This is a genomic window from Ruegeria sp. G10 (assembly GCF_056533645.1).
Genome location: NZ_JBQFOQ010000014.1, coordinates 1 through 19,167, shown reverse-complemented (window position 1 = coordinate 19,167; position 19,167 = coordinate 1). Strand labels below are relative to the sequence as shown.

The window sequence follows — 19,167 nt, the reverse complement described above, 5'->3', positions numbered from 1 at the left end:
ATATCAAAAACGGATATTAGATTGATATAGTTTGCTCGGCGTATGCTTTTGGTGAGACCCGGCCAACCGGGATGTCTCTGCAAAATGCAGAGCACACTGTATGGGAGGACAAAATGAACTCAGTGTTTCGGTCGCTTGCCGTCGGGATAACAGCGGCGCTCACGCTTTCTGCACCTGTCGCGGCGCAGGATTTTCCAAGCAAACCCGTAACTGTCGTGTTCCCGAACAAGGCCGGGGGATCGTACCACACCTTCGCGCTGGCGTTTCTGGACCTGCTGAAAGACAAGGTGCCACAGCCCATCGGCGTTCAGGCGATGCCGGGGGCAGGCACATCCGCCGGAACCCGCCACGTGATCAGCCAGCCCGCAGACGGGCATACGCTGCTTTATATTCACAACGCGATCCTGATGACCTCGAAATTCGGAATGCTGGACATCGGCGGCACCGATTACGAGACCTTTGCCGGTGCGATCGAGCCGCTGGCACAGACGCATGAGGCGACAAACGTGCTGTATACGCGCGCCGAAGCCCCCTATGACACCGCCGCCGAGCTTGCGGCTTATGCCAAGGAAAATCCCGGCGCGGTGAACGCCGCCGTCAGCACCGGCACCGCGTCGCATCTGATGATGGGCGGTCTGGCCGATAGTCTGGACGCAGATCTGAACTTTGTGCACACAGGTGGCGGCGGGGCCGGTTTCCGGCAAGCGCTGTTGTCGGGCGATGTGGACCTGACCAACCTTGACCCCGGCGGTTCGATTGGCGAACTGGTCGAGAAAGGCATGGTCAAACCGTTGTCGGTAAACGCCGATGAACGCCACCCGAAGGCCCCCGGCGTTGCAACACTGTCCGAACAAGGGATCGAGCCGCCTGTGGTTATGAAACTGCAAGGCTATTTCTGGATTCACCCGGACACGCCCGAAGAGATCAAGCAATACTGGCGCGACGTCCTGCGCGAGGCGCTGACCGATCCCGACAACGTGGCCGAACTGGAAAGCCGTCTGGGGATCACCATGAAATACGAAGATGGCGACGCCCTGACCGAACTGGTTAAAGAACGGTATGATGCGACCGCAGGCGCGATCGACAAGTTCGGTATCAAGGTGAACTGACCGCGGCACGAAACCATCGGGCAACAAAACGGCGACAGGAATGAAAAAAACACTCATCGGAGGTATCATCCTTGGCCTGTCGCTGTTTTTCTTCGCCAGCAGTTTCTGGATCGTGGACGGCAATTACGACCCTCTGGGGCCGCGCTTTGTCCCGCAACTGACGATTATTCTGATCGGTCTTCTGGCGCTGTGGATACTGATCGAAGGGCTGGTCGAGCTGCACACGTCCCCCTCAGCCACAAAACCCGCAACTGCCCCGCGCCGCGCGGAACGGTTGTCGGGGCAAGCCAAATCCCTTGGCGTCATTCTCACGCTGGCGATTTATATCTGGGCGCTGAACGCTCGCATCGTGGGGTTCGAGATTTCCACGGCAGTGTTTCTGTTTGTCGCAGGCATGATCATCCACCCCGCTCGCGGGCGCAATCTGGCGTGGCTGGCAGGGCTGTCCATGGTGCTGCCACCCATCCTCAACTTTGTGTTTTCGCGGCTGTTTTTCGTGAATCTGCCGTAAATTAGCGGCGCAAGATGCTGCGCATCTTGTCACAACCCAATCCGATTGAACGCCTCTTGCGGGACCTGATTGCGGGTCATGATTTCTCTCAGCCTGTCTTCCAGACGCTGCACCACTTCGGGGGCATCGATGGGGGTGTATTGGCCTGGGTCGCTATGCAGATCATATAGAACCGTCGCGGTCTCGCGCGGGGTTCCCATGCAGGGCACATCGATATCGCCGTCTTCGGCCTTGCGCGCCGGGATCTTCATCACCCGCAATCCCTGCGCATAGTCCATGGGCGCGGACAAATCCATCTGCGCCAGATTGTCGACCGAGAATGCCTCTTCCAGATGCGTGGGCATCAGCGTGTATTCATAAATTTCCTGATCGGCGATATCCTCAGGGTATCGGAAATAGGTATAGCGCCCGTCGGTGATGTTTACGGATCCGCCGAAGATGCCATAGGCCACCGCCTCGTGTCCGGGCCCGTCTACGGCCAGAAAAGGTGTCAGGTCCCTGCCCTCTACCCCCTCGGGCTCAGGGGTTTCGAACAGTGACAGGATCGTGGGCATCAGATCCATGGTTTGCGTCAGGGCCTGACGGGACGTGCCGCCCTGATCGGCATGATCGGGGTGGTAGATCATCAGCGGGATATGGGCGATTTCGTTGTAATAGGGCGTGATGTTCTTGGCCCACCACTCATGTTCGCCCAGCAGGAACCCGTGATCGGTGGTCAGGATCACCACCGTATCCTTCCACATGTCGTGCTTGTCCATGTGGTCCAGCAGACGGCCGAAATACTCGTCGCACATCTCGACAAGCCCGGCGTAATTGTTGCGCAGCTCTTCTATTTCCTCGGCGCTTTCGCTAACCTTGTCATAGCGCGGCCAGTCGAGGATCGGGCCTTCGTACCCGCTATCGCGCCGCCCTTGGAACCGTTCGGGCGACCAGAAGGGTTCATGCGGGTCGAAACACTCCAGATGGCAGAACCAACCATCTTTGTCGGCGTTGGTGTCGATAAATTCAAAGGCTGAGTCCATACACTTGGCCAGCGGCATATCGGCTTCGGTCGGCTGGTGGTCGCGGCTGATCATGTAGGGGACGTACTTCTCGTCCATCCCGTCGATCTGCTGTGGATGATACTTCTCGCGCCAGCGCTCCAAGGGGGGCTGCACCATGGCTTTCCAGCGGTCCTTTTCCTGCCCCCGGATGAAATCGAAACTGGAGTATTGCGTGTGATACGTGGCGCCGCCCTCCATCCAGTAATGGGCGTGATCGGTGATCATGTGGGTCCAGATGCCCGAGGATTTCAGCTCGCGGATCATCGAATTGTCAAAAGGCTCCAACGGCCCCCAGCTGCGATGCATAAAGTTCAGTCGTCCTGTATGCAGGTCACGGCGCGCAGGCATGCAGGGCATCGAGCCCACATAGTGATTGTCGAACCGCACGGATTTGGCCGCGAAGCGGTCGAAATTGGGCGTGGCCATGCGGGTACTGCCATAGGCCCCCAGTGCGTTGCGGTTCAGGCTGTCGAACAGGACAAAGAGAACTTTCATAAGACCCTCACTGCTATTTCAGGCTGCCGGACAGCAGGCCACGGATAATGTATTTCTGACCGATCAAAACAAAGACGAGCGCCGGGATCACCGACAGGACCGAACCCGCGGCCATCTCTCCGAACCGGATGTCATATTCCTGCGCATAGCTTGAGATCGTGACCGGGATGGTCTGGGTCGCGCTCGAAGTCAGGTTCACCGCCACGATGAAATCGTTCCAGATAAAGATGAACACCAGCACCCCAGCGGCAATCATCGCCGGGCGCAGCAGCGGCAGCACGATTTGGCGGAACAGGTCCGCATCGCGGCACCCGTCCAGACGACCGGATTCCAGCAGTTCCTCGGGCACCTCGTGGATAAAGCTGAACATCAGCCACAGCGCCAGCGGCAGATGCAGCACGGTTTCGGCCAGGACCAACCCGGTCAGCGTGTCCAGCAGACCCACGGACAGCAATTGCACGAACCAGATACCGATAAAGGTGATCGGCGGCAGGATGTGAAAGATCATCGCCCAGGTGAACAGGGCAAACCGCACCCAGCGCCCGACCTTCAGGCGGAACAGCGTGAACACCGCCATAGTCGAGATCGCCAGCACCAGCGCGGTCGAGATCACCGACACGATAATCGAGTTCTTCAGGCTCGACAGATATTGCGAAGATTTGCCGAACAGCAATTCCTCGAAATTGGTCCAGACCGGGGTAAAGGCAACCTGCCCGAGCAGGATCGAGATCTGAGTCTTGAACGCGATGGTAATGATCCAGACAAAGGGGATCAGCACAAGAATTCCATAGATCACCACAAGGGCGAGTGCGGGCAGGCCAGAAGATCGGTGCGATTGTGCCATGGCTCAGCCTTCGGTCTTTTGCACGAAACGACGCTGCAGCCACAGCGTCACCAGCGCCAATGTAGCAACGACGACCAGCGTGAACAGGGACATGACCGAACCCAGCCCGATGTCGTCCTGTGTGAAATAGGCGCGCTGGATCGACAGGCTGACCACTTCGGTCGAAGTCCCCGGGCCGCCTGAGGTCAACAGGTAAATCTCGTCGAACACCTTGAACGACAGGATCATGCGCAGGATCAGGGTTGAGATTATGACCGGCATCATCAGCGGCAGCGTGATATAACGCAGCACCTGCCAGCGGCTGCGGGCGTCCAGTTCGGCGGCCTCGTAGACCTCTTCGGGCAAGCCCTCGCGCCCGGTCAGCATCAGCAGGAACACAAACGGCGTCCAGTGCCAGATATCGACGATGATCACAGCCCAGAGTGCCGCCGACTGGCTGGCCAGCCAGTTCTGTTTCGGCAGCCCCAGCGTGGTCAGCGCCAGGTTGATCGCCCCGAAATCGGCGTTGTAAAGCAGGTTCCAGACCGCGCCGATTACGATGGGCGGCGTCACAACCGGCAGCAGCATCACAAAGATAGCCGCGACCCGCACCCAGCCCTTCATCCCCGATACCGCAAGCGCCAGCGACAAGCCGATGGCAAACTGGATCACCACTGCGAAAAAGGCAAAATACAGCGTGTTCCACAAGCCGGGCCAGTAGAACAGATCGGCCTGAAACCTGCGGACGTTATCAAACCCGACAAAGGTGGTCACGGCCTCGCCATCGACCCATTCAAGCTGATGAAACACCATCCAGACGATCTGAAGGATCGGCAGCATGGTAAACACCACCAGCAATGTTGCCAGCGGGCCCAGAGACAGCAGTTTCCAGCTTCGGTCGCCGATCATTTCATCCGTCCTTCAAAGGGATGACCCCGGCACGCCTGCCGGGGCCGCTTGGTTTACTGCAGATCGGGCAGCTTGCCTGTGGAGTAGCCTTCGCGCTCCATCACCGCGTGGATTTCCGCTGCCGCCTTGTTCAGGGCCTCGGGCGCCGTCATGTCGCCGATCACCGCAAGGTTCAGATGCAGATCAATGATCGAGTTGATCTCGTTTCGCTCGGGCACCGCCGCATAGAACAACGCGTTGCCCGCATTCTGCGCAGTGGCATCCAAAAAACGATACTTTTCAGCGTCATCGAAATCGGTGGCCCCCAATCCGACGGACACCGGAACCGAACCATTCTCAATCATCGCGCGCTGCCCGTCGGGGGTGTTGAGCCATTTCATGAAGGCGAGCGCGGCCTGTTTCTTGTCATCAGGAATGTTCTTGGGAATGCCGCCAATAAAGTGTCCGGTGGAACTATAGTTATCGCCACCTTCGATGGATGGGATCTCGGCCACACCGACCTTGCCCGCGACGATGGATTTCGACGGGTCCTCCAGCCCGGCCCAGGCCGCATTGACCATGATCGTGTGAGCCGACCGGCCAGTGGCCATGAACTGTATCATCTCGGCCTGACCTGTCGCGCCCGGATCGTCGGGACCCACGTCATGCGCAAAGCTCAGGAAGGTTTCCAGCGCGGCCAACGCTTCAGGGCTGTTGAAAGTGACCGAGTAGTCGCCACCGGCTTCGTCCGCAAAGATCGTGCCGCCGTGGCTGTAGATATAGGGCATCGCGTTCCAGCCCACATTCTGCCGCGAGCCGCGCACGGTAAAGCCCACGCGCTCGGGCGGGTTGTGCAGCGCCTTGGCATTGGCCATCAGCTCTTCCCATGTGGTCGGAACCTCAAGCCCGGCTTCCTCATAGAGGTCGGCGCGGTAGTAGAGCAGTTGGATCACCCCAGCCATGGGCAGGGCCATCAGCTTGCCGCTGCCAATGGATTTGTTGGCCTCGTCCCAATAAACCGAGCCGCCGAAATCTGAGATATCGTCGCGAAGCTTGTAGTCGGGGTCGATATCCGAGACTGCCTCAAGGAACCCGCCCTCGTACATTTCAATGATGCCGAGCGCGTTGATCGTCAGCAGATCATAGATCCCTTCATCCGCCCGAACCGAGTTGCGGGACTTCTCCAACAGCACCGGGAACGGTACCGCTTCGATGTTCACCTTGTTGCCAGTGGCCTCTTCATAGGCTTCGACCGTGGCTTCAAAGCCCGGATACCAGGGTGATTGGTTGATAATCATCTGTATATCGGCTTCGGCCCAGGCCCCGGCGGGCAGCCCGGTCAGAAGCACGGCGGCGGCCGTGTTTCTTAGTGTTTTCAGCATTGTCATCTCCTCCGCTGTCAACCGTTCAGGCGCTGTCCTGTCTTGGCGCTGAACAGATGGAATTGCCCCGGTCGGGGCGTGATGGTGACGGGCGTGTCCAGTGTCAGCGCCGCGTCTTGCGCGCGGTCGATCAGGGCGGCCACCCGCCCCAAAGCCCCATCACAATGAATGATCGTCTGATGCCCCAGCGACTCGGTCGCCACGACGGTCTCAGATCCGTCGCCACCGGGCGCGATATCCAGATGCTCAGGGCGGAATCCGCAAATTACGGGGTCCCGAGTCGGCGCGTCCAGCGGGCCGAGAGCGACCTGACCACCATGTTCAGGTCGCAGCATCAGACCTTCAGGCATTTGCACCAACATGCCTGGCACAAGGTTCATCTGTGGCGCACCGATGAATTCGGCCACAAACAAGTTCTCGGGGCGATCATACAGCTCAGTCGGTTTGCCAACCTGCTGGATCACACCATCATTCATCAGCACGATTCGGTCGGCCATCGTCATCGCCTCAACCTGATCATGTGTGACAAAGACCGAGGTTGCGCCAAGACGGCGGTGCAACTGTTCGATCTCTACGCGCATTCTGGCGCGCAGTTTGGCATCGAGGTTCGACAGTGGCTCATCGAACAGAAAGACTTTGGGATCACGCACAATCGCCCGCCCCATCGCTACGCGCTGCCGTTGACCACCGGATAATGCTCGGGGTTTCCGCGCCAGCAGGTCTTGCAGCCCCAGAATTTCCACGGCCTCATCCACGCGCCGCGCGATCTCGGCCGCGTCGGTGTTCCGCATCTTCAGCGCAAAGCCCATATTCTCGGCCACACTCATATGCGGATAGAGAGCATAGTTCTGAAACACCATCGCCACATCCCGGTCCCGTGCAGGGATATCGTTGACAACCGTACCGCCAATCGCGATCTCACCACCCGAGATTTCCTCAAGTCCGGCAATCATCCGCAGCAGCGTAGACTTGCCGCAGCCCGACGGGCCCAGAAGCACAATGAACTCACCATCGCGGATCGCCAGCGACAGGTCCGAGATCACTTCGACCGCGCCATAACGTTTCTCGATGCTTCTCAATTCCACCGAATTCACTGGGTAGGTCCTGACATTATTGGTCTTTCCATCTTGTTTTGTCCTCTGTCTCGCAACTAGAATCAAATTCATAAAATTCAGTAGGGGATGAATTTGAGGAATACACCTGACCTCCTGCCACGCAAACTGCGGGTCTTTGCTGCCGTCTACGACACAGCAAGTACTACCGCCGCGGCCGAAGCGATTGGAATAACTCAATCGGCTGTCTCCAAGAGTATTGCGCAGCTTGAGGCAGATTTCGGAGTGCAATTGTTCGAGCGAACGCCCCAGGGCCTGCGCCCGATGCCAACCGCCGAGGCACTGCGCAAGCGCACCCGATGGCTGACCCGCGAAGTAGATTTTGCGACTTCAGAAATCCAGAACTCGGCCTCGCTGACGGATGTCGAACTGCGCATCGGCTCAGGGCCCGTTTGGAACGTTAAACTGCTGCCCGAGATCCTACCGGGCTTTTGTGCCGACCACCCGCAGATCCGTCTGGATATTGTCACCGGGTCAGGGGATTATCTGGTGCCCCGAATGATCGACGGGCACTTTGACATTTACTTCGGGGTGTTGTCCGAGGAATTCGACAGACCCGGCGTGCATTGCGAACCCCTGCTTGAAATGGAACTGCAGGTCTTTGTCCGGCAAGGGCATCCCTTGCTTTCGGCGGAGACGCCCCAAGCTGAACTGTTGGCTGACTATCCCTGGATCGGGTTTTCTAGTGACGATAAACTTGAGGGGACCGTTCAAAGCTGGGCACAGCGCATGGCTGTATCCTCACGGCAATTCTCGCTCCGGATCATGTCGCTGACGGCAATGATGGCGGTTGCCCGTGCCAGCGATCATGTCATCTTCGCCGTTGATGCACTTGACCAGGAGCTCTCGAGAAATGGTCTTGTCAAACTGCCCTTCCCCGCACGGCCCGGTCGCGTCATCAGCGGATATGCCGTTCGATCCAGCATCGTAGAGCTTCCGCCGATCAAGGACCTGATAACGCGCGCTCGTTATTGCTGCGCAGATAAATAGTTGTAGGTTTTGTTGCACGATATTTCGTCAATATTTCCTGTATCGTTGGGCTATTGCACTCATAATAAGCGCTTTATGACCATTATATGGGTTGTTACCCAAATTTGGCGTTATACTCGATAAGTATCGCTTATTACGTGTAATTGATTTCTCCCGAAAATCGGCACAGAATGTGCCCATGAAGCCCCCTGCCCCCTACCTCCCCGCCGCCTCCCCTGCCCTCTCTGCCGAGGATCAGGAGGCACTGACAGATCTGTATGTGCGCGGGACGCCGGCGAATACGCTGCGCGCCTATGAGCGGGATCTGCTCTATGTAACAGCGTGGAAAGAGGCGCGCTTCGGGGCGGCGCTGAACTGGCCCGAGAATGAGGCCACCGCACTGGCCTTTATTCTCGATCACGCCCGCGATCTGAATGATGCGCCGGAAGACGACATCGCGCGTCAGACCGCAGAGATGTTGATCGCGCAAGGCTTGCGCAGGTCCCTCGCCTGCCCGGCCCCGTCGACGCTGGACCGGCGCATAGCCTCGTGGCTGGCCTTTCACCGGATGAAGAACCTCGCATCACCGTTTGATGCCCCGCAGGTCAAACAGGCCCGCGCCAAGGCCCGCCGCGCCGCCGCCCGGCCCCCTGCCCCGAAATCACAACACCCGATCACGCGCGACATTCTCGAACAGCTGCTGGCCACCTGTCGGGGGTCGCATCGGGATTGTCGCGACAGGGCCATCCTGATGTTGGGTTGGGCCAGCGGCGGGCGCCGGCGCTCTGAGATCACTGGGTTGATGCGCGAGGATGTCAGCCTGAAAGAGTTTGAAAAGACCGGTGTGATCTGGATTTCCCTGCTGGAAACCAAGACCACGAGCAAGGGTGAGACGCCTCGTTTGGTGCTCAAGGGCCGCGCGGCGCAGGCGCTGGTGCATTGGATCGAGGTAGCGAAGATCACCGACGGCCCGCTCTTCCGTCCGATCTCAAAGGCGGATCGCGTATTGAAACGCTCCCTCTCCCCGGATGCGATTGCGCAGATCGTCAAGCACCGGCTGACGTTGGCCGGGTTGCCGGACGACTTCGCCTCACCCCACGGGCTACGCTCGGGGTTCCTGACCCAGGCCGCGCTGGACGGCGCGCCAATTCAGGCCGCCATGCGCCTGTCGCTGCATCGGTCCCTCGCGCAGGCGCAACGCTACTATAATGACGTCGATATCGCCGAAAACCCGGCAGCCGATCTGCTGGGGTAAGGCGTCAGCTGCGCCGCGCATCGGCACGGGTGATCCAGTCAGCGCCGCCATAGGTAATCGCCAGTACAAGCACCTCTTGCGTGTCATCATCGACGACAAAGGCGATCACGGCGCGGCGGGCGGCGGGAATCGCGCGCAGGCCGGGCAGAATGTGATCGCGCTTGGTGCCGCGATGGGGCAGCGCGCGCAGGCTTTGTGCGGCTTCGGCGATTTCAGCCAGCTTGCGGCGTGCGACTTGAGGACCGGCATAGTCCTCGATCAGCTCTGAGATGGTCACAAGGTCATCCGCCACCGAAGGGTGGTAGCGCAGGCGGTATGTCACCCGTTGCGGTCCAGACGGCGCAGTGCCGGAGAGAATACATCGTCATGGTCAACGAATTCAGCGCGGGGCGTGGCGGCGCGGCGGCGGATTTCATTGGCCATCGCGTCCAGCGCAACTTCGCGCGCCTCTTCATCTTCGATCATCCGCTCAACCGCTGCAGCGACCGCCGCCGAGGCCGAGGCATAGACCCCTTCGCCTACCTTTTCCTTGAGGAATCGGTGGTGCCTGTCGGTAAAGCTGAGTGTTGTCTTGATGGTCATAGCGGGCCTCCTCAGTCATACTTGGTCATACTGGTGGGTCAAGTCAAGTCCTTGAGCCTTGTGGGATTCTGAAGATATCAACGCCCGCGCTGGCCTGGATGCGATTGCGTATATCATCAAACACCGGCTGAGGTTGGCCGGACTGCCGGTAGACTTTGCCTCGCCGCACGGGTTGCACACGGGCTTTCTGACCCAAGCCGCTATGCGCCTCTCCATGCATCGCTCCATGGCGCAGGCGCAAAAGTGCAACAACGATGTGGATATCGCAGAAAATCCGGCTGCCGATTTGTTGAGGTGAGCTTTGCTCATATTATTCAAGAACTACTAACCCGAAGGATATTCTGACTGCACAGACTGGGTTTTTTTCCGTGACATCCGTCAACGCAGCTAGCGCGGAAACACGTCACGGCAGATCACAACTGGAGCACAGGATATCGATTATAATCACGCTATCCGGCTGATCCAGTTAGACCAGAAAGTGCTTCCCGCCCTTACATACCAGAGATCAACCGCGTCCTCGATCAATATGAATCCGCTACGACTGGCCGCCTGCCCTATCACTTGAAAAAATCTACGTTTCTCAGGAAAATCCAGGCATTCAGCATGGGAGCGACGTGAAGCATTGCATTCGGTTAACTACTTTTCTGAGGACTAGATAAGATGTGACCGTTTTATTGGGCTCCGGGAAGCAACAATGCACCTGAGGTCAAGCATCCTTTAAAATACTGACTCGGAGTCTGAATTCTTATCGGTACCATACAACCTCCAAGCGCTTCTCAAGCGCTCAGCAAAGACGTGAGTTAACAGCTGTTAACTTCAGCACGTTTGTGCAGGTCTCACAGTGCACCACAAGTTATTGATTTTTCTCTTGACATGAATCGGAATACGAGTGCCTAAATACACTCAAGTTGCGCAACCATACAAAAATGAGCAGGAAAACTGCAACTATGCTACAGACCACACCCATTGATGCGGCGACGCAGTCTCACGTTACACGTGAAATTTCTGATCGTCTACAAGTTGCACTTACTACACACCTAACTCAGGCGTACTCTCCTGAGCTGTCAAAGACCCTCCGCCTTTTCAGTGCGACTGAGGTTGCCGACCTGTTTGGGACAACCGGACAGTACCTTCGAAAAGGCCATGCTGAGGGCTCACTTCCCGAGCCGGAAGTCAACAGAAACGGCCGACGTTTTTATTCCGGCGCCGAAATCAAAACGATGCGCCAGATTCTTGAAGGCAGTTCTAGAAAGCCCGGCAAATACCTCCCCGGCCGTCGCGATGGCGACCGGCTTCAGGTCATTCAACTTATGAACTTCAAGGGTGGTAGTGCAAAGTCCACCTCGGCAATTCACCTGTGTCACTATCTTGCGCTTCAAGGTTATCGCGTTCTGGCCATCGATCTTGACCCACAAGGCAGCCTGACTGGTTTTTGCGGAATTCAGCCCGAGATAGAGTTTGAAGGAAATTCAATCTATGATGCTTTGCGCTACGAGGATCCAGTGCCAATGTCCGAGTGTATTCGGGCCACCTACTTCCCCGGCCTGGATCTTTCCCCCGCACAGTTGATCCTGTCTGAGTTTGAAACGGAAACTGCTGTTTACGCCCGGAAAGGTATCCCCTTTTATAATCGGCTCGCCAATGCGATCGAGACGGTGGAGGCAGACTATGATGTGATCATTGTCGATAGCCCACCTTCTTTGGGTTTCCTGACGCTGGCGGGATTATTCGCGGCAACGTCTGTCATCGTGCCGCTGACACCCAGCATGTTGGACGTAGCCTCTACGCAGCAGTTTCTTGAAATGACTTCGGCATATCTGGAAGAGTTTGAGAACTCCGGGATTCCGATCGTCCACGATAATTTCCGGTTCCTCATAACAAGAGACGACCCCTCAGACACACCATCTCAGCAAATTGTTAGTCTGATGAGGGCGTTGTTTCAGGATCGGGTGATCAGTGCGACTGCTCTGCGAAGCACTGCCATTGCTGATGCTGCGATGCTGAAGATGACAATGTATGAAGTCGTTCGATCTGAAATGACGAGATCGACCTATGACCGCGCCCGATCAAGTATGGATGCTGTTGGGCACGAAGTATCAAACATGATTCAAACCGCTTGGGGCCGTTGAAATGGCACTTAAACAAAACAAAACCAGCATGGCTGCAGCGATTGCAGCAGCAGCCGGAAACCCACCAATCCCACCCACGAAAACGGAACGCGCCAATGCTGCACTTCCACGCGGTACGATTGCTTCGGTCCGTGTTGGAGCCGGAGGCATCCAAGACATCGATACCTCACTCGTTTTGCCGTGGGGTCCAAAAGATAGACTTGAGATCGAGTTAACACCTGTTAACTCCAACCCAGAAGCGGACGTCGATTCAGCTGTTCTGGAACTCGCTGAAAGCATCAAGGACGCAGGAGGCCAACAAGTTCCCGTCCTGTTGCGTCCTTCTGAGGAAGTCGACGGTCACTTCGAGGTCATCTACGGCCGCCGTCGCATCTTAGCTTGTCAGTATCTAAACCAGCCTGTTCGCGCACTGGTAAGAACACTTGATGATAAGGAAGCGCTTCAGGCAAAGGGTCTAGAGAACTCCTCGCGGGTTGACCTCAGCTATTACGAGAGAGCCCGGTTCGCACGCGAAATATTAAACCAAGGATATGACCGCTCGGAAGCGATCACAGCTCTGGCGATTTCCAAGAACACGCTGTCACAATTAGAGCGAGTCACAAACGATATTCCGGACGATCTCGGGGATATGATTGGTCCAGCACCGAAATCTGGACGACCCAAATGGACAGCTCTAGCCGATGCGTTACGGAAAGGACTGATAACAGCAGACAAGGCCAAGAAGCTCCTGGAGACGCTCAACGTTGCTAATTCAGACGATCGGTTAAACGGTCTCCTAAGCAGCTTGACCCCTAAGAAAGCAGCACAGGAAATCCGACCGGCGCCCGACGTTGTCATCAAGACCAGCAATTCTGCGGTGAGCATGACTATCAAAAGGGCAGGCGACAATGAAGCCTATACAAGCTGGCTTTCGGACAACCTTGGACAAATCATTCAAGATTCCTACGAGCGTTTCAAAGAAAGCGCCGAGGATTAAGCGAGTTAACAGGTGTTAACTCTACATGAGGTAACGAGCAAAGAGGAGAAAAGCAAAAAAGAAACCCCCGAAACCTGAGGCTCCGAGGGCTGAAAACCAACTAGTGGTTATAGATTAGACACCTAAACCCTAACAGCCCGCGAATCACGACACAATAAAAAACGCCTCTGGGTGAACAGGTTTTCTTTGTCTGCTGACAAAATTTCATGAAGACACTAACAGCATTGGCTCCAAATGGAGCAACCTTGTCGGCAACGACAGGGCAGGGGAATAGTACGCCCAAAAAATGGATGCTTCTTCGCGCCATTGAAGAGGCCAGAGAACCTCTTGGGTTAAAATCCACGACTCTCAATGTCCTGAGAGCGATGATTTCCTTTGTGGGCGGTGATCAGATTGCTGCGGACCAAGATGATCATCACATCTGCTTCGCTTCCAACGCCGCGATCGCCAAACGAACTCATGTCAGCGTCCAGACAGTTGAACGTCATATCTCGACGCTGGTTGAGCTTGGACTTATCCGCCGCGTCATGAGCGCAAACGGCAAGCGATGGATCCGCCGGGATCGACAGGGCAGGGTAGTCACCGCAACTGGGCTCTCCCTGATGCCTTTGTCTGAACGGCACGCTGAGTTCATCCAGGAAGCCCAGAGGCATGCTGATCGAGTTCTGGAGTTCACTGTGCTCCGCGACAAGGTTTCTGCCGCTCTGGCGCGTCTCAGGGAGCTTCTGGCAGACGACACCAAAATCTCGGGTTTGATGGCCACCGTACGCAATGCTCTGCGTCGCAAACCAGATGCGAATGTGCTCAGCGAACTGCTGGCAGAAATCTCTGTGGAAATCTCAGAGATAACACAGACAGATACAGAAAATTTGAGGGCCACTGACAATGAAATTGAGGGGCACAAAGAGGACTCTTTGAATCCGGAAGTTAAGAAAGAAGAACTTTCTCAGATTCAAGTTTCTCCAGACCAAGTGGAGCGCAGTTTTCCACGGCTATGCTCAGAACTACGTTTTGCAAAAGATCAGCACCACTGTGATCGACTTATGGATGATATCGCCGAGTATCTCCGGCTTGGCCAAACCTGGTATGCAATGAAATCGATGTTTGGCCCAGCTATTCGCTTCATTGTCCTCGGATACATCTTTCAACGTGCTGAGAATATTCAATCTCCAGCGGCTTACCTGATTTCATTGCTGGCTAAGATCGAAAAGGGAGAGCTGTCTCCAAAGGCAATGCTCTCACGGACCTCCAGTGCTACGTAAATTTGTGGAAACAGGATGAAATCTACTGTTTTCAGACTACACGTTCAATCAATGATCAGATTGAAGAGTTTGAAAAGTGAGCAATAGGATTGACCTCTATAAATCACATATACATAAATGGTGAGCTATAGAAAGGAGGCTGATACCTCACGATGTGGAACTGGCAAAACCCTGATTGGCCGAATTTTCGTTACGATGCCACAAGACTTGAACCATATGAACAACAGTTCCTGTTGTCCTCAGGGGAAGTTCTTGGAGCAGTTCATCATGTGAACACATCGGATCGCGATCAATTGCGGATCGATCTGCTAAGCGAAGAAGCGATGAAGACCAGCGCGATCGAAGGTGAGATGCTGGATCGGCTCAGCGTGCAATCTTCCTTGCGTCGCCATCTTGGACTGGCACCCGACAGCTACCCATCCAAACCGCGTGAGCAGGGCGTTTCTGAAATGATGGTGGATGTTTATTCTAACTTTTCGGAACCACTGTCGCACGACACCCTGTTTCTGTGGCATGACATGCTTCTGTCCCATGACAGGCATCTGGAATCGATTGGATCTTACCGGAGCCATGAGGATGCGATGCAAATCGTCTCAGGCAAGCTAGACCGTCCTACGGTGCATTTCGAAGCGCCACCTTCACATCAGGTTTCGGCTGAAATGGATCAGTTCGTAGCCTGGTTTAATCGGACCGCACCAAACGGTCCCGAACCATTGCGCGCACTGATCCGGGCCGGATTGAGCCATCTGTATTTCGAGAGCATTCACCCCTTTGAAGACGGCAATGGCCGATTGGGCAGGGCGCTGGCGGAAAAATCCCTGGCGCAAAATATTGGTCAGCCAAGCCTGATTGCCCTTGCTTTCACGATCGAGAGAGAGAGGAAGGCTTACTACGATCAGCTTGAACGCCATCAAAAGACGCTGGACGTCACGCCATGGCTCGTTTGGTTCGCCGAGACTGTCCTTACAGCGCAGCAGGTGACGCTCGAGCGGGTCGGTTTCTTCATATCCAAGACGCATTTCTACGACCGACATCGTGATCAGTTTAACGCCCGCCAAGGCAAGGTAATCGCCCGGTTGTTCAAGGCTGGGCCGGACGGGTTCAAAGGCGGGCTCAGCGCCGAGAACTATATCTCGATCACGGGAACGTCGCGGGCCACCGCGACGCGGGATCTGCAGGAATTGGTCGAGAAGGGGGCGCTGACCCGAACGGGTGAACTCCGGTACACACGCTATTGGCTAGTGTTGGACCAGGGAGGGTAAGGGGCTGAAGTACGGCACGAATGGGCGGAACTTGCTCTAAAATTTTCGTCCATTGGACGTCAGGCAAAAGCACAAGAACAGGAAGAACACGTTCAAGTACCTGTTGCTCCAAGCATCAAGCCGCGTCCGGCCTGGCTAGAAAAAAGAGGTGACGCCTTAAAGACCGAAACCTGCGAAACTGCTCGTCTGCGCCATCCGGGGTATGACATCTACTACATTGAGGGCCAATGGCGTGACTGGTCTGCGGGAATGGAACCACCCAAAGATCCCGACCGTGCATTTCTCGCGTACATTCGGAAATTCGCTGAAGCCAACCCAATTTGACTTCCTTACGGCTTACCTACCGATTGACGATTCTTGACCTGATGACAGGCGGCTCCCATAACGGAGAAGAATGAGCCTCCTGAATCGTAATGGGATGTTCGAATTTCTCGGCATTATACGCAGTGACAATAAGCGGCGCGGAAATGTCCCCGCGCTTTCAATTGGTCGGACATTGAATTTAAATCAGTCGAAGAGGCGACCTAGGAGTTTCTCGAGTTCTTCCCTTTGCTCGACGTGCTTTTTCGGGTTGTCCCGGATCAGGCGCTCCAGATTGAGAAGCTTCCAACGCACGGCGGGAAGATAGGCGGCTTGCGGTCGATCTATTACGGCGAAATCCGGCGCGCCATCCTGCAGACTGAGCAAGAATTGTCTGGTGGGTTTGTCGAAGCGAGATTGGATATCCGCAATCAGTTGGTTGCGCGTCGTCAGTAGGTCATCCAGGCCGACGGCTGACTTAGTCATGCCCTCGAACTCACGCACATAAGGTTGATCTAGGGCGATCAGGTTGGGATTCAGCAATTCGTGTGCCGGACGTGCCGAACTGGCGATGTAGATCAGGAAAGTCCGGAACAGATCATCCGTCAGTCTTTCGTGTTCGTAGAGTAGCTTTACATCATAAAGATCGCGTGGATGCTGGCGATCCACGGCTGCGTGGAGCTTACCGCCGAACAAATCTTCGAATGAGACGATCTGCATTTCTGCATAGCCAAACGCGTCTGCTACGGCGTCGGAGACCGCCCGGGTTTCGGGGTCATGAACAACGCCGCGTGTGACAGGCGAGGTCTCGATTTTGACTTCTGCATCTTCCAGACGCGCAAGCACGCGGGTGGCGCCGCCCCCACCTCCTTTTATTCTTTGAGCCTTCGCCCCGCTGATACCCTTTTCGATCGACTTAGCGATCCGATCCATGGCTTCGTTGATCTCGACGAGGCTCAGTTCACGCTCTTTGATCGGCAGATATGTCAGGTCGATATCAACCGAGAGTCGCGGTAGATCGCGATAGAAGAGGTTGATCGCTGTCCCGCCCTTGAGCGCGAATATCTCTTCCCTCGCGACGTAAGGCAATACACGCACGAGAAGGGCGACCTGGGATTCATAATTTCTACGCGCCATTTTCTGCCCCTGTCGTGGCGAACTCTTCGGGTACCATGATGCGATATCGCGGATGTATCCGACCCCCTTCGACCAATGCTCGATCCCCCGTCCCGAGGTTGAAGGCGTCAGCATCAAGTCGTTTACGCCAGGGGTGATTGTGGCGATCCGCAAAAACAAAGAAGAGGCGCTTGACCTTTATTTTCTTGCAGCTCAGCAAGAGCGCTGAGAGCAACTTAGGTCGTAGTGTCGTCAAGCCTTCGAACACCATGTCGAGGTTGTGAAAACTCTCATGGTCCGGCAATTCGTCCATGGCTTCCATGACCGCCCGTTCGGGGGCCGACATGCGCAGTTGCCAGTCCCACGGGAGGGAGTTTTCAGATTTTATGTCGTCATTTGTAACGCCAAGTGCCTGGTCAGCGAACAGCGACGTATTGCGCGTTTCTATAGGCGCATTGAGTGGTAGCTTCGTGAGCCAGTTGGGTATTTTGAAGCCATAGATCCAGACGGGGGCGTTGTTGCCCAAACGCAAGTAGTGGTCGTAGCCCTGTTGTGAGAGAGCGGTTTTGCCACCGATATGAATATCATAGCCCATGATATGTTGCATCGACATCAGGCAGGCCTTCCAGTCAACGGTGTTTGATACGGGCGGATTGGGAACAGGTCGGCGAAAAACGCCACGGTGAACGCGTTCGAGCCAGCCCCGTTTTACATAGTCGCGAAAGGTTTCGTAGGCTATGCCATGGGCGGTGAGCCAGTTGGCATCGACGAGATATCCCGCGGGCACTGAGTCGAGAACTTTCTTCAGATTTTTCGATCTTCCAGCGTTCATGACGCCTTAAATCATATTATTTCAAAGAAAAGGCAAGAGATTCTCTTTGAAAAGTACATCTTTAAAGCGTCTATAGCACTGAAAATAACACATCATTAAAAACGCAGCGCCGCGCGGAAACCCATCGGAATACCCGGGATAAATGGAAGATTCCGGTGCCAAGCGGCGGAAACCGGAAATTCGCTGCACCCGCGCACGGCGAGTTGGGCAGGTCGCAAAGCGGACATTCACGTACATAATAAGTGGTTCAGCTTGGGAAGCACGAACCAAGCAGCCTTACCTTTTCTGTGATCCGAAATTTTATGGCCCGGGGAAACACCAACGGCCGTTGTGACGGGGACGCCAGCAGCGCTCCAAGCTGCGGCTGAAACATGGGCGTGCCGATTTGTTGCCCTGTTTGCCACCAGCAAGCGTGTTCGATTAGGTTGAATGCACGAAAAGTAACCTGTTTCGTCAGATGTTTGATTACTTCGACCGCTTTGTCTTTTCTTGGAGCACAGAAGGCCTCCATGACCAAGCTGGCATAGCGATTACGCAAGAACTCTTGCTCAGTTGTCTGGAAAACGAGGTCAAGGAAATTTGCCGCCACCTCAAGGTTGCTTTCCAGATCGGCATTCTTACCTCCAAGCACTTCCAGCATCCGTCTAATGGTATCGCTGGCGTTGAACGCATCTGCTTTCGCCTGTGTCAGCAATGCATGGGAGTCCAACGAGACGTACGTGAATTGACGGTTTAGGCAATCAACGAGGAATTTCGTGTAGTCCTCAATCGAGACTAGACCCTTGTCTTTTGCGATCAGTAAAGCTGGTTGAAGCCAACTGGCCTTGACACTAAGGGCCGCTGTCGCCCACTGCCTAAGCCCCTGATCCTCTGAAAGGAGCAACAACCCATTCCCCTCGGATGCCAATATGCTATCTCGTGCAGATGCGCCTAACATCTCAGAAATCTCAAAGTTCTGGCCTGTCAAATCAGCCCGTGGCACTGCAGTGGCTATCTTGCAGTGGGCAAGCACATCCTCACGTTGCCGCTTTGTCTGACGTCAGCACCAATGGGACAGTTTAAGTCGATTTGATAAGAGAGGGTTTCTGGCTCATCGTAACCGCCAAGGAGTGGAGATGAGA

Annotated in this window: 19 protein-coding genes; 9 read left to right on the top strand and 10 right to left on the bottom strand. The window is 55.6% G+C overall.

The window, feature by feature from the left end; genetic code table 11:
• Positions 1–113: 113 nt before the first annotated feature.
• On the top strand, positions 114–1,109 hold the full coding sequence (locus ACR0KM_RS18515; protein WP_480861270.1) for a Bug family tripartite tricarboxylate transporter substrate binding protein: 996 nt from the start codon (positions 114–116) through the stop codon (positions 1,107–1,109).
• Positions 1,110–1,149: 40 nt separating this feature from the next.
• A complete protein-coding gene (locus tag ACR0KM_RS18510; protein ID WP_480861271.1) occupies positions 1,150–1,620 on the top strand; it encodes a tripartite tricarboxylate transporter TctB family protein in 471 nt (156 codons plus the stop codon).
• Positions 1,621–1,649: 29 nt separating this feature from the next.
• Here ACR0KM_RS18510 and ACR0KM_RS18505 read toward each other — a convergent pair whose 3' ends face one another.
• The 5 genes from ACR0KM_RS18505 to ACR0KM_RS18485 are packed head-to-tail and all read right to left on the bottom strand — an operon-like array spanning position 1,650 to position 7,345.
• Positions 1,650–3,158: a sulfatase gene (locus ACR0KM_RS18505; RefSeq protein WP_480861272.1), complete on the bottom strand. Its 1,509-nt coding sequence runs from the start codon at positions 3,156–3,158 to the stop codon at positions 1,650–1,652.
• A 13-nt stretch (positions 3,159–3,171) separates the two neighbouring features.
• The gene (locus tag ACR0KM_RS18500; protein ID WP_480861273.1) at positions 3,172–4,002 is read right to left on the bottom strand and encodes a carbohydrate ABC transporter permease; all 831 of its coding nucleotides are present in this window, start codon (positions 4,000–4,002) and stop codon (positions 3,172–3,174) included.
• Between the two features lie 3 nt (positions 4,003–4,005).
• The gene (locus ACR0KM_RS18495; RefSeq protein WP_480861274.1) at positions 4,006–4,890 is read right to left on the bottom strand and encodes a carbohydrate ABC transporter permease; all 885 of its coding nucleotides are present in this window, start codon (positions 4,888–4,890) and stop codon (positions 4,006–4,008) included.
• Between the two features lie 53 nt (positions 4,891–4,943).
• Entirely contained in the window at positions 4,944–6,251 is a 1,308-nt protein-coding gene (locus ACR0KM_RS18490; RefSeq protein WP_480861275.1) for an ABC transporter substrate-binding protein, read from the bottom strand.
• A gap of 17 nt (positions 6,252–6,268) precedes the next feature.
• Complete coding sequence (locus ACR0KM_RS18485; RefSeq protein WP_480861276.1) at positions 6,269–7,345, bottom strand: ABC transporter ATP-binding protein; 1,077 nt, start codon at positions 7,343–7,345, stop codon at positions 6,269–6,271.
• Positions 7,346–7,438: 93 nt separating this feature from the next.
• Between ACR0KM_RS18485 and ACR0KM_RS18480 the strand changes: the two genes are divergently transcribed.
• Positions 7,439–8,353 carry a LysR family transcriptional regulator gene (locus ACR0KM_RS18480; protein ID WP_480861277.1) on the top strand — a complete coding sequence of 305 codons (915 nt, stop codon included), beginning with the start codon at positions 7,439–7,441 and terminating at the stop codon, positions 8,351–8,353.
• A 178-nt stretch (positions 8,354–8,531) separates the two neighbouring features.
• The gene (locus ACR0KM_RS18475; RefSeq protein WP_480861278.1) at positions 8,532–9,587 is read left to right on the top strand and encodes a tyrosine-type recombinase/integrase; all 1,056 of its coding nucleotides are present in this window, start codon (positions 8,532–8,534) and stop codon (positions 9,585–9,587) included.
• Positions 9,588–9,591: 4 nt separating this feature from the next.
• Here ACR0KM_RS18475 and ACR0KM_RS18470 read toward each other — a convergent pair whose 3' ends face one another.
• Both ACR0KM_RS18470 and ACR0KM_RS18465 read right to left on the bottom strand, forming a co-directional pair.
• Complete coding sequence (locus ACR0KM_RS18470) at positions 9,592–9,909, bottom strand: type II toxin-antitoxin system RelE/ParE family toxin (RefSeq protein WP_480861279.1); 318 nt, start codon at positions 9,907–9,909, stop codon at positions 9,592–9,594.
• Positions 9,906–10,169, bottom strand: coding sequence for a type II toxin-antitoxin system ParD family antitoxin (locus tag ACR0KM_RS18465; RefSeq protein ID WP_480861280.1), 264 nt, complete (start codon positions 10,167–10,169; stop codon positions 9,906–9,908). The genes ACR0KM_RS18470 and ACR0KM_RS18465 overlap by 4 nt, the downstream gene beginning before the upstream one ends.
• A 58-nt stretch (positions 10,170–10,227) precedes the next feature.
• On the opposite strand from ACR0KM_RS18465, the gene ACR0KM_RS18460 reads away from it, so the two are divergent.
• From ACR0KM_RS18460 to ACR0KM_RS18440, 5 genes are all read left to right on the top strand, one after another.
• Positions 10,228–10,467 carry a hypothetical protein gene (locus ACR0KM_RS18460; RefSeq protein WP_480865536.1) on the top strand — a complete coding sequence of 80 codons (240 nt, stop codon included), beginning with the start codon at positions 10,228–10,230 and terminating at the stop codon, positions 10,465–10,467.
• A 649-nt stretch (positions 10,468–11,116) separates the two neighbouring features.
• Positions 11,117–12,298, top strand: a complete 1,182-nt coding sequence (gene repA / locus ACR0KM_RS18455; RefSeq protein ID WP_480861281.1) for a plasmid partitioning protein RepA — start codon at positions 11,117–11,119, stop codon at positions 12,296–12,298.
• Position 12,299: 1 nt separating this feature from the next.
• On the top strand, positions 12,300–13,274 hold the full coding sequence (locus ACR0KM_RS18450) for a ParB/RepB/Spo0J family partition protein (RefSeq protein WP_480861282.1): 975 nt from the start codon (positions 12,300–12,302) through the stop codon (positions 13,272–13,274).
• Positions 13,275–13,480: 206 nt separating this feature from the next.
• Positions 13,481–14,536 carry a helix-turn-helix domain-containing protein gene (locus ACR0KM_RS18445; protein WP_480861283.1) on the top strand — a complete coding sequence of 352 codons (1,056 nt, stop codon included), beginning with the start codon at positions 13,481–13,483 and terminating at the stop codon, positions 14,534–14,536.
• A 152-nt stretch (positions 14,537–14,688) separates the two neighbouring features.
• Positions 14,689–15,798, top strand: a complete 1,110-nt coding sequence (locus tag ACR0KM_RS18440; protein ID WP_480861284.1) for a DUF4172 domain-containing protein — start codon at positions 14,689–14,691, stop codon at positions 15,796–15,798.
• Between the two features lie 507 nt (positions 15,799–16,305).
• Here the strand turns inward: ACR0KM_RS18440 and ACR0KM_RS18435 are convergent.
• The 3 genes from ACR0KM_RS18435 to ACR0KM_RS18425 all read right to left on the bottom strand — a co-directional run bounded on the left by ACR0KM_RS18435 (position 16,306) and on the right by ACR0KM_RS18425 (position 18,932).
• Positions 16,306–17,235 (bottom strand): nucleotidyl transferase AbiEii/AbiGii toxin family protein, encoded by a 930-nt coding sequence (locus ACR0KM_RS18435; RefSeq protein ID WP_480861285.1) that lies wholly within the window; start codon positions 17,233–17,235, stop codon positions 16,306–16,308.
• Entirely contained in the window at positions 17,225–18,046 is an 822-nt protein-coding gene (locus ACR0KM_RS18430) for a type IV toxin-antitoxin system AbiEi family antitoxin domain-containing protein (RefSeq protein WP_480699912.1), read from the bottom strand. The genes ACR0KM_RS18435 and ACR0KM_RS18430 overlap by 11 nt, the downstream gene beginning before the upstream one ends.
• A gap of 247 nt (positions 18,047–18,293) precedes the next feature.
• Positions 18,294–18,932: a hypothetical protein gene (locus ACR0KM_RS18425; protein ID WP_480861286.1), complete on the bottom strand. Its 639-nt coding sequence runs from the start codon at positions 18,930–18,932 to the stop codon at positions 18,294–18,296.
• Between the last annotated feature and the right edge of the window lie 235 nt (positions 18,933–19,167).

Bases quoted from the DNA above. Each gene is read 5' to 3' on its own strand.
- ACR0KM_RS18515 (WP_480861270.1), top strand. From the start codon at position 114: ATGAACTCAGTGTTTCGGTCGCTTGCCGTCGGGATAACAGCGGCGCTC.
- ACR0KM_RS18510 (WP_480861271.1), top strand. From the start codon at position 1,150: ATGAAAAAAACACTCATCGGAGGTATCATCCTTGGCCTGTCGCTGTTT.
- ACR0KM_RS18505 (WP_480861272.1), bottom strand. From the start codon at position 3,158: ATGAAAGTTCTCTTTGTCCTGTTCGACAGCCTGAACCGCAACGCACTG.
- ACR0KM_RS18500 (WP_480861273.1), bottom strand. From the start codon at position 4,002: ATGGCACAATCGCACCGATCTTCTGGCCTGCCCGCACTCGCCCTTGTG.
- ACR0KM_RS18495 (WP_480861274.1), bottom strand. From the start codon at position 4,890: ATGATCGGCGACCGAAGCTGGAAACTGCTGTCTCTGGGCCCGCTGGCA.
- ACR0KM_RS18490 (WP_480861275.1), bottom strand. From the start codon at position 6,251: ATGCTGAAAACACTAAGAAACACGGCCGCCGCCGTGCTTCTGACCGGG.
- ACR0KM_RS18475 (WP_480861278.1), top strand. From the start codon at position 8,532: ATGAAGCCCCCTGCCCCCTACCTCCCCGCCGCCTCCCCTGCCCTCTCT.
- ACR0KM_RS18465 (WP_480861280.1), bottom strand. From the start codon at position 10,169: ATGACCATCAAGACAACACTCAGCTTTACCGACAGGCACCACCGATTC.
- repA (WP_480861281.1), top strand. From the start codon at position 11,117: ATGCTACAGACCACACCCATTGATGCGGCGACGCAGTCTCACGTTACA.
- ACR0KM_RS18450 (WP_480861282.1), top strand. From the start codon at position 12,300: ATGGCACTTAAACAAAACAAAACCAGCATGGCTGCAGCGATTGCAGCA.
- ACR0KM_RS18445 (WP_480861283.1), top strand. From the start codon at position 13,481: ATGAAGACACTAACAGCATTGGCTCCAAATGGAGCAACCTTGTCGGCA.
- ACR0KM_RS18440 (WP_480861284.1), top strand. From the start codon at position 14,689: ATGTGGAACTGGCAAAACCCTGATTGGCCGAATTTTCGTTACGATGCC.
- ACR0KM_RS18435 (WP_480861285.1), bottom strand. From the start codon at position 17,235: ATGGCGCGTAGAAATTATGAATCCCAGGTCGCCCTTCTCGTGCGTGTA.
- ACR0KM_RS18430 (WP_480699912.1), bottom strand. From the start codon at position 18,046: ATGAACGCTGGAAGATCGAAAAATCTGAAGAAAGTTCTCGACTCAGTG.